Here is a 10199-nt window from a genome sequence, read left to right as displayed (position 1 = left end):
TTTCAGGGCCTACGTAGAGCCTTTAACATTGACTGTAACGATATCTAAGCCGTGGTACTTCTGATGATGGACAGAGGAGGCATAGTGCCGCAGGAGGCGAAGCGAAACCTCGCCCTCCTCCATGCCCTCGGCCTCCTCGCTCAGATACGCCAGCCGGTCTTCGAGGTTCTCGTCATCGAAGACCGCCAAGAACTCCAATTCCACCGCGTCCCCGGCCAGGAGAGCCAGCACAATCAACTGGGGTGGGTCGTCGGCGCCTTCGAGTTCTTCAGCCTGAAGAAGGCTCATAAGGGTCTCCTCTCCAGCCGAGCGCAACCGCTGGGCAGACTCTGCGCTCCAGTCCATCTGTGAGGCCAGGCCTCCCAGGAATCGGTCGAGTTCGGGCAGTTTGGAGAGGTCCAACTCGGTCTCAAGGCGCTCTCGCTGTAGTGGGCTGGTCAGGTCCAAGAAAACGGTCAGCAATACCGCAACCACCGCCCCGATAAGCACCCCATTGTCGAGCAGAACTCCCCAGGTGCCACCCAAGAGGTCGGCAAAGATGGTCTGGGTGTCCAATCCCACCCCCAGCGCAAACGAAATCCCCACCACCATTGTCTTTTGGGTGTCGAGGCCGTCTTGCACAACGGTTCGAATGCCTTCGACGAATAGCAGCGCCACTGCGGTCAAGATGTAGGCCCCCATCACCGGACTGGGAATGGTGGTGAGAACAGCCGTCAACTTGGGTAGAAAGGCCAAACCCACGTAGATGGCGCCGAAGGCGTACCCGACATAGCGAGAGGCAACCCCGGTGAGGCCGATTAGCTGCACCGTTCGCGAGGTATGGACCGTTGCCGGGGGCGTCCCGGCAATCCCCGACAGAAAGACGCCCAGCCCATTGGTGTTGAGCGAGCCCTGCACCAAGCGGAAGTCGGTCGCCCGCGGCTGGCGCCAACCGACTTGTTGAATGGCCACGCTGCCGCCGATGTTCTTGATTCCGCCTACCACCGTCACCACCACGAACGCGGGAAGCAGCGCCCAGAAATCGGCCCCCGGAGTCAGGTCGAATCCCTTGAAGCCGCTGCTGCCCGGGACGCCAATCCAGGCCGCATCGGCTACCGAGCCGAACTCGTAGCCCCCGAACAGCGCCACCGCAACACAACCAGCGGCGAGCCCGATGAGCGGGGTCCAAAGCCGCCAGAAGCCGACTACCCGAAGGGCCATTCCGGCCGAAACAACCACAGTGATCAGGGCGGCAACCGGACCAGTGGCGTCGGGGGCACTAGCGGGAACTTCATCGACCCGATTGAGGGCCACCGGCAAGACCGTGACCGCGATCAACATGAGCACCGTTCCGGAGACCGCGGGAGTGATCACCCGGCGCATAAACGGCAACCGCCAGGCCAGCACGAGATAGGCCAGCGAGGCGACGACGATGAGGCTGGCCAGCAATTCTGGTCCGCCCTGGTTCAGCGCCAACACCGATATGGCAATGAATGTCGGGGTCACCGCCATGATGAACAGGTGCCCGGAGCCGAACCGCCGAATCTTGCTGGCCTGCAACGCAGTAAGAATCCCGACAATAACCAGCGAGGCAAAAACCGCCCACGACAGAAAGCCCTCATCCTGGCCGCCAGCCCGGACCGTGATGGTCACGTACAACACAACCGATGTGATGGTTACGGCCACCCCTTGGAAGCCGACTGTGAGGGCTATCAGCGGTGGACAGCGGTCATCGGTTTCGTACCGGATGTCGTCAGCCGAGCTCACTGTTCCCCTAACGCGTGCCCTTCACCTGCACAGTGACGATGTCCAGGCCGTGGTACTTCTGATGATGAACAGATGAGGCGTAGTGCCGAAGCAGGCGAAGCGACAGCTGGCCCTCCTGAGCGCCCTCGGATTCCTCGGTCAAAGACGCCAAGCGGTCCTCGAGATTCTCCTCGTCGATCACCGCGAGGAACTCCATCTCCACCATCCCAGCTTCGGGGCGGGCTTGGATGATGAGGCGAGGATGACTTTCAGAAGGCTGGTCCGACTGAACCAAGCTCACGATCAGTTCCTCTCCGGTCTCATCGGTCTGCACCAAGCTCAGCAACGCCTCTTCCCCAGCCGAGCGCAGCCGCCGGGTGGAAGCCTCATTCCAGCCGTTCCGAACAGCTAGGTCTTGTAAGAACCGATCGATCGCCGGCAGGGACGACACGCTGAGCTCGACCTCCAGGCGGCTGCGCCGCTGGGTGCTGGTCAGGTCCAAGAACACGGTCATCAACACCGCCGCCAGCGCTCCGACGAGCATGCCGTTGTCGAGCAACAGGCCCCACTTGTGGCCCAGCAGGTCGTCGAAGATGGTCTGGTTGTCGATTCCTATGCCCAGCGAGAACGACAGTCCCACCACCAGGGCCTTTTGGGCATCAAGTCCGTCCTGCACCACGGTGCGGACACCGCTCACGAAGAGGAGCGCGATGGCCGTCAGGATGTAGGCGACCATGACCGGACTGGGAAGGGTGAGCAAGAACGCGGTCAGTTTGGGCAGAAAGGCCAGCGCCAACAGGGTGCCGCCGATGACATAGCCGATGCGGCGAGCGGCCACGCCGGTAAAGCCGATGAGCGACACGCTGGTTCCCGAATACACCGAATTGGGCGGCGTCCCGAAAATTCCGGCGGCCAGGATGCCGAGCCCGTTGGTGTTGAGTGAGCCCTGAACCAGCCGGAAGTCGGGAACCCGAGGCCGACGCCACGAGACCTGTTGGATGGCAACGCTGTCGCTGACGTTCTTGACCCCGCCGGCCAGCACCACCACCACGAACGCGGGCAGCAGCGACCAGAAGCTCGCTCCCGGGTTCAGGTCGAACCCGGGGAATCCGCTTCCTTCGGGAATCCCCACCCAGGCTGCGTCAGCCACCGAGCTGATCTCATAAGCACCGAATGGCGCGGCGACCACGCTGCCGATGACGATCCCGATGAGGGGCGACCACAACCGCCACACTCCTGAAGCTCGCAAGAAGAGCAAGGTGGAAACCGCCAGCGTCACCAGGGCGATCGTCGGCCCGGCGGCTTCGGGGGCGTCGGAGGGGATGTCGTTCAACCGATCCAGCGCCACCGGCAAGATGGTCGCCGCGATCAGCATTAGCACCGTGCCTGTTACCACCGGGGTGACAACGCGGCGCAAGAACGGCAGCCAGAAGGCTAGCACGAGATAGAACACCGAAGCCACCACGGTGAGGCTGGCCAGCAACTCCGGACCGCCTTCGGCCAGCGCCAGCACCGAGATGGCGATGTAGTTCGGGGTCGGGCCCATGATCAGGATGTGGCCAGCGCCGAACCGCCGGAACCAGGTGGCCTGTAACGCGGTCAACGACCCGGCGATGATCAGCGCCGCGAACAGCGCCCACGAGAAGTAGCCGGCGTCTTGGCCTCCCGCTCGGGCGGTGACGATCACAATCGACACGATGGGCGCCAGCGCCAGCACCACTCCTTGCAAGCCGGCGATGGCCGCGATGCCAGGAGGGCAATGCTCGTCAGCCTCGTATCGAATGGCGTCACTCATGGTCGATGGATTCGGGGGACCGCGTGGATTCGGTCGGCCGCGTGGATTCGCACCAGAAAAAACTAACGCGAATGGCTGATCTTATTTAGAGCTTGGCCTCGCGGGGGTCCCAGAGGGCTCGGAGGGATTCCCCAATGCGGTTCAGCGACAACACGGTGAGGAACATCATCACCCCGGGCACGAACACGATGTGAGGCGCCTTCTCCAGCAGATTCGGGTCGCGGCCCTCCTGGATCATGTTGCCCCACGTGGGCGTGCTGATGGGATCGATGCCCACCCCCAAGAAGGCCAACGAGGTTTCGGCCACGATCACCACGGCCACGACGATGAAGGCGTAGGAGGCCAACGGCAGAGCCACGTTGGGCATGATCTCCCGGAACAGAATGCGGCTGTTGGACGCTCCCATGGCCTTGGCTGCGGTAACGAACTCCCGTGCGGCGAACGTCAGGGTGTTGGCGCGCGACAGTCGTCCCATGGTGGGGATGCTCAATACCGATAGCGCGAGCGTGATAACCAGCACGCTGCCCCCAAAGATGGCCACAATAGAAAACAGCAGTATGAGGGCAGGGAAAGCCAAAACGGCGTCGGTAATGATGTTGAAGGTTCCTTCGGTAAATCCTCTGAAATAGCCGGCAGACAGACCGATAACCGACCCCACCGCCAAGCCGATACCCACGGCGCCCAGGCCCACAATCAGGGAGATTCTCGCCCCCCGGATGCTCTGGTTCATCACGCTCTTGCCCAAACGATCGGTGCCCATCGGTTCGTCGGTGGTGAACGATGGAGGCCTTTCTCGATCCTGGAAATCGGCCTCCAAGCTGTCGAACAGCCCGCCCAGTTGCAGGAAAACAAAGAGCACCAGCACGCCCAGCCAGACCATGGAAATCCATACCGTCGCGTCCACCCGAGATCCGAATGCTGCTCGGATCAGCTGCCCTACCCCGGTAAGGATGCCGTATATCCCTCCCAATGCGAGGATCACCTGAAGCCAGGCGACGCTGTCGTAGGTCACCAAAAGCTGCACCAGCAGCAGGGCCACTCCTGCAACCAACCGGAAGCTTCCCTCCCAAGCGAGGCGAACGCGGCGCACTCGTTCTGGGTCAGCCACAAGTGGTGCCTCAGGCTCGGTGACAATCCCAGCTACGTCAGCCACGTCTGATCCTTGGATCTAGCAGGGCGTAGGTGATCTCCACCAGCATGTTCAACAGGATGTAGGCCACCGCCACCACCAGTACCAGCCCTTGCAAGACCACCAAGTCATTGCCGGTGATGGAATCGACCATCTTGAGCCCCATCCCCGGAAGCTGGAACAACACCTCGATGATCACCGTGCCGCCGATGAGCCGGCCCGTGCTCACCCCGGCCAAAGTGATGAGAGAGAACGACGATGGCCGAAGGGCGTGTCGGAAGAGGATATGAGAAGGAGACATGCCCTTGGCCTTGGCGGTCAGCACAAAGTCGTTTTGGAGGGTGGCCATCATGTCGGCCCGCAGCAACCGCTGGAACACGGCAATCTCGGTCAGGGCCAAGGCGACCACCGGCATGATCAAACGGCGAGAGTGGTCCCACCAATCCCACTCAGTAAGCCTGGTCCACCCTTGGGGCGGCAACAGGTCGAGTTGGTTGAACAAAACGAAAATAAGAAGGATTCCAACCAGGAACTGGGGCAGGGAAATGGCGGCAAACGATGCCGCGTTCAATGCCCGATCGGCTCTTCGGCCCGCTCGATAGGCGGCATACACCCCCAGCGGAATGGCCAAAATCAGGGCAAGGGCTTGGGCCACCACGGTGAGCTCCAAAGTGATGGGCAGCCGCTGTCGTATGGTGTCGGACACCTTCAGGCCGTGGGTCCTAACCGACTCGCCCAGATCACCGGTAACCGCATCCCCCAGCCACTTTCCGTAGCGGACAATTACGTTTTCGTCGAGTCGAAGCTCCCGGTTGACCAACTCCCGAGCGCCAGGCTCCTGGGCTCGCTCTTGGCCCAGCAAGCGGATTGCGGGATCACCGGGCAACAGCTCCACATAGAAGGAGGAGAAGAAACTCACAAGAATGAGCACCGGAATGATCCGGATAATGGTGCGCCCGATGGTCTTCAAGTTTCTGTCACCTCCCCCTTCACCTCAGCGAGGCCCAAAGATAATGCCCGATAGAACAGGGGGTGGGCACAGACTGTGCCCACCCCCTCGTTCTCAGATGAGTTGCTCAGTTATCCCTTGGCAGTGAATTCCAAGAGGATGATGCCAGCATCGGTCTGGAACACGCCGGACACCTCATCGGACCAGTAGTAGCCGATTTCCGGCTTGTTCAAAACGATGACTGGGACCTGATGGACAAATTCACGCTGGAAGCGGCTGTAGCCCTCGTAGCGCTCCTCGAAGGTAACGCCTTCCCGGCCTACCTTGAGGGAAGCGTCGAACTCTGGGTAGCACGCCTTGGCCCAGTTGCGGGACGAGACGTTGTCGCCGCACACGCCGTCCTCGGTTGAATCGCCGAAGTACACGTCGTACATGTAGTCGGGGTCGCCTACGGGGATGGCCCACGGGTTGGCCACCGCCTCGCCGCCGAACACCGCGCCGACCATCTCGCCGACCTCCACGCAATTGGCCTCAGCAGAGATGCCCACCGCCTCCCACATGGCAATCAAGGTCTCTGCGAGGAGCACGTTCTCCGGTGAGGTTGTGCAGTAGGTCGCAAACTCCAGCGGTCCACCCAGCTCGGCCTCGCACTCGGCGAGCGCGGCAGCGGCCGCATCGGGGTCGTAGCCCGGCAGCACTGCTTCGGGATCGGTCCACGGAGAACCAGGCCTCATCAAACTGCGGACCATGTTGTTGAGCCCGTCGTAGACGACCTCGTTGACCGTCTCGTAGTCGACCGCGTGGGCCGCAGCCAACCGGCAAGCCCGGACGTTGAACGGCTCTTTCACGTTGTTGAGCATCCAGTAGCCGCCGTGGTTGTCGATTCGAGAAGTGGTGTTGACGCCGCTGGAAATGGCGTCCTGCAAGTTCTGGGGATTGCGGTCGTAGCCGATGTCGAGGTCGCCGGCGTTGAACGCGTTATAGCGCTGCGGCGGTTCGATGATGGGCTTGAAGACCACGCTGTCCAGGTACGGGCAACCCTCCCGGAAGTAGTTCGGATTGCGCACCACCACGGCCTGGTCGTCTTGGACCCACGACTCGAGGATGAACGGGCCGGCACCCGCGTTCACCGCACCGATATTGACATCTGAGTTGAGACCGGTTTCAGGATCCTGGCCCTCCTGATAGGTGGTGGGCGACATCATCCACGCCATACGAGAGGCGAAGATCTGCGGGAACACCGCGTTCCTGCTGGTGGCAGTGAGCTCGATGGTGTAGTCATCGATCTTCTCCCACGAGGCGATCAGGTCGGCCTGGGCCCGGGACTGCGAGCCGATATCCGGGTTCTGGTGGTGCTCCACATTCCAGATAAACGCATCGACATCCAGCGGTGTGCCGTCGTTGAAGGTGATCCCCTCACGCAGCGTCAGGGTGAACACCTGATTGTCCTCGGTAGAGATGTTCTCGGCCAGACCGGGAATCAACTGGCCGGTGGCGAAGTCCTCGTAAAACAGCGCGCCATAGATGGCGATCATCTGCGTGCCGCCCAGCGAGGCCCCACCCTGAATCACAGTGGGGTCCCAGCCAACGATTTCACCGAACATGCCGATGGTGAGCGTGCCACCGGTAGGCCGCCCGTCGGAGCAGTCGGTCGTGAGGATCTCACCAGAGATATAGCCGGTGTTGCCGGTGGGCACTCCCCCCTCGACTTCTTCCACCTCTTCGGCTTCATCAATGGTCACCACAGGTTCATCTTCGGGCTCCTCAGCGGGGGCCTCGGCGGGAGCCTCCTCGGCGGGAGCCTCCTCAGCGGGAGCCTCCTCAGCCGGGGCCTCCTCAGCCGGGGCTTCCTCGGCGGGAGCCGGAGTTCCAGCGGTTACACCGGGACCGTCGTCGTCATCGTTGCCGCAAGACGCAGCGAACACTGTCAGCGCCAACAGGACGGCAAGAAGCCTTAACCAACGCGATTTCATGAGCATGACCCCCTCGGGTTTGGCTATGAGCAGCCGAGCCTCAACCGACTGCAAGTTTTCAGACTTTAGAGATTTATGGAGAGATAGCGCAAAGTGTCGCCCTATCCCTTGGCGGTGAATTCCAAGAGGATGATGCCAGCATCGGTCTGGAACACGCCGGACACCTCATCGGACCAGTAGTAGCCGATCTCTGCCTTGTTCACGACGATGACTGGGACCTGATAGGCAAATTCGCGCTGGAAGCGGCTGTAGCCCTCGTAGCGCTCCTCGAAAGTGACGCCTTCTCGGCCTTGCTTGAGCGCGGCGTCGAATTCTGGGTGGCACGCCTTGGCCCAGTTGCGGGACGAGACGTTGGGACCGCACACGCCGTCCTCGGTGGAATCGCCGAAGTACACGTCATACATGTAGTCGGGGTCGCCCACCGGAATAGACCACGGGTTGGCCACCGCCTCGCCGCCGAACACCGCGCCGACCATCTCGCCGACCTCCGAGCATCTGGCGCTGGCCGAGATTCCCACCGCCTCCCACATGGAAATCAAGGTCTCTGCGAGGAGCACGTTCTCCGGTGTGGTTGTGCAGTAGGTCTCAAAGTCCAGAGGACCGTCCAGTTCGGCCTCGCACTCGGCGAGCGCGGCAGCAGCCGCATCGTGATCGTAGCCCGGCAGCACAGCTTCGGGATCGGTCCACGGAGAACCAGGCCTCATCAAGCTTCGGATCATGTTTTGGAGCCCGTCGTAGACGACCTCGTTGACAGTGTCGTAGTCGATGGCGTGGGCCACAGCCAACCGGCAAGCCCGGACGTTGAACGGCTCCTTCTGGTTGTTGAGCATCCAGTAGAAGCCATGGTTGTCGATCCGAGAAGTGGTGTTGACGCCCCTGGCGATGGCGTCCTGCAAATTCTGGGGATTGCGGTCGTAGGCGATGTCGAGATCGCCCGCGTTGAACGCGTTGTAGCGCTGCGGCGGTTCGATGATGGGCTTGAAGACCACACTGTCCAGATAGGGGCAACCCTCCCGGAAGTAGTCCGGATTGCGCACCACCACGGCCTGGTCGTCTTGGACCCATGACTCGAAGATGAACGGGCCGGCACCAACTCCAACTGGGTTGAGGTTGATATCTGAATTGAGACCGGTTTCAGGATCCTGGCCCTCCTGATAGGTGGTGGGCGACATCATCCACGCCATACGAGAGGCGAAGATCTGCGGGAACACCGCGTTCCTGCTGGTGGCAGTGAGCTCGATGGTGTAGTCGTCGATCTTCTCCCACGACGCGATCAGGTCGGCCTGGGCCCGGGACTGCGAACCGATATCCGGGTTCTGATGGTGCTCCACATTCCAGATAAACGCATCGATATCCAGGGGAGTTCCGTCAGTGAAGTTGATCCCCTCACGTAGCTTCAGGACGAACACCTCATTGTCCTCGGTAGTGATGCTCTCGGCCAGACCGGGAATCAACTGGCCGGTGGCGAAGTCCTCGTAGAACAGCGAGCCGTAGATGGCGATCATCTGGGTGCCGCCCAGCGAGGCCCCGCCCTGAATCAACGTGGGATCCCAGCCGGTGATCTCACCGAACATGCCGATGGTGAGCGTGCCACCGGAAGGCCGTCCGTCGGAGCAGTCTGTCGTGAGGATCTCACCGGAGATATACCCGGTGCTGCCGGTGGGCACTCCCCCCTCGACTTCTTCCACCTCTTCGGCTTCATCGATGGTCACCACTGGTTCTTCTTCGGGCTCATCGGCCGGAGCCTGCTCGGCCGGAGCCTCCTCGGCGGGAGCCTCCTCCGCAGGTGCTTCCTCAGCAGGGCCCTCCTCTGCTGGCTCCTCCGCCGGTGCGGGTGCAGGAGTCCCCGCGGTTACCCCGGCACCGTCGTCGTCATCGTTGCCGCAGGAGACAGCGAACACTGTCAGTGCCAACAAAACGGCAAGAAGCTTCAACCAACGCGACTTCATGAGCATGACCCCCTCGGGTTTGGCCATAAGCAGCCAGCCTCAACCGACCGCAAGTTTTGTGACCTTAGGGATTTGTTTGGAGTTCGCGCAAGATGCCGCTGCACCTAGGTCCGCAATCGAGCGGCGGCGGGGGTGAGCTCCCGTTCTAAACGGTCGGCAATGACCCGAAAGTAGGCCAAAGACTCACCAATCGGGTCGGGGATCTCGTCGGCAGCTCGGCCAATAAATCGGGCACTGGTCTGGGTGTCGCGCTGCGTGTGCAGCCGACTTACCCATGCTTGGGCATCGGCGCTGTTGCGATCGCCCACCTGGTCGGCCAGACGACTCAACTCGGCGGGCAGGAATGTCGCCGCCGCTTTGGCCTCGCTACGGGCGGCTACTGCCCAGCCGTGGTTGCGGGACATGACCACGATCAGGTCGGACTCATCCACCAGGTTCTCCGAAAGGTGGCGGCTGCGATGGGCCGACAAGTCCAGTCCCCGCTCGGCCATAGCGGCAATGGCGTACTCGTGGGCTGGCTGCGAGCTCCAGTCCATGGTCCCGGCCGATCCCACTTCCGCCTCGGGCACCATATGGGCGAACAGCGCCTCGGCCATGGGCGAGCGGCAGATGTTCCCGGTGCAGACAAACAGAACCTTGATGGCGTTGGAGTGTAAGAGCCGCACCGCTGGCTTTCTAT

The 10199-nt window shown here is 61.8% G+C and carries 7 protein-coding genes; all 7 read right to left on the bottom strand.

Going from position 1 to position 10199, the window contains the following annotated elements; genetic code table 11:
• Positions 1-9: 9 nt before the first annotated feature.
• The gene (locus tag ACOGXH_RS03275) at positions 10-1746 is read right to left on the bottom strand and encodes a uracil-xanthine permease family protein (RefSeq protein ID WP_419927689.1); all 1737 of its coding nucleotides are present in this window, start codon (positions 1744-1746) and stop codon (positions 10-12) included.
• A gap of 7 nt (positions 1747-1753) precedes the next feature.
• On the bottom strand, positions 1754-3520 hold the full coding sequence (locus ACOGXH_RS03270; protein WP_419927688.1) for a uracil-xanthine permease family protein: 1767 nt from the start codon (positions 3518-3520) through the stop codon (positions 1754-1756).
• An 85-nt stretch (positions 3521-3605) separates the two neighbouring features.
• Positions 3606-4673 (bottom strand): ABC transporter permease, encoded by a 1068-nt coding sequence (locus tag ACOGXH_RS03265; RefSeq protein ID WP_419927687.1) that lies wholly within the window; start codon positions 4671-4673, stop codon positions 3606-3608.
• The gene (locus ACOGXH_RS03260; protein WP_419927686.1) at positions 4666-5619 is read right to left on the bottom strand and encodes an ABC transporter permease; all 954 of its coding nucleotides are present in this window, start codon (positions 5617-5619) and stop codon (positions 4666-4668) included. The genes ACOGXH_RS03265 and ACOGXH_RS03260 overlap by 8 nt, the downstream gene beginning before the upstream one ends.
• 110 nt (positions 5620-5729) lie before the next feature.
• The gene (locus ACOGXH_RS03255) at positions 5730-7523 is read right to left on the bottom strand and encodes an ABC transporter substrate-binding protein (protein ID WP_419927685.1); all 1794 of its coding nucleotides are present in this window, start codon (positions 7521-7523) and stop codon (positions 5730-5732) included.
• A gap of 149 nt (positions 7524-7672) precedes the next feature.
• The gene (locus ACOGXH_RS03250; RefSeq protein ID WP_419927684.1) at positions 7673-9547 is read right to left on the bottom strand and encodes an ABC transporter substrate-binding protein; all 1875 of its coding nucleotides are present in this window, start codon (positions 9545-9547) and stop codon (positions 7673-7675) included.
• A 77-nt stretch (positions 9548-9624) separates the two neighbouring features.
• On the bottom strand, positions 9625-10185 hold the full coding sequence (locus tag ACOGXH_RS03245) for a hypothetical protein (protein ID WP_419927683.1): 561 nt from the start codon (positions 10183-10185) through the stop codon (positions 9625-9627).
• Positions 10186-10199 lie beyond the last annotated feature (14 nt).

The sequence above is a fragment of the Candidatus Poriferisocius sp. genome (assembly GCF_965208355.1).
Classification (GTDB): domain Bacteria; phylum Actinomycetota; class Acidimicrobiia; order Acidimicrobiales; family Bin134; genus Poriferisocius.
Note: the sequence above shows the minus strand (reverse complement) of the source record. Positions and strands in the feature narration are given on the sequence as shown.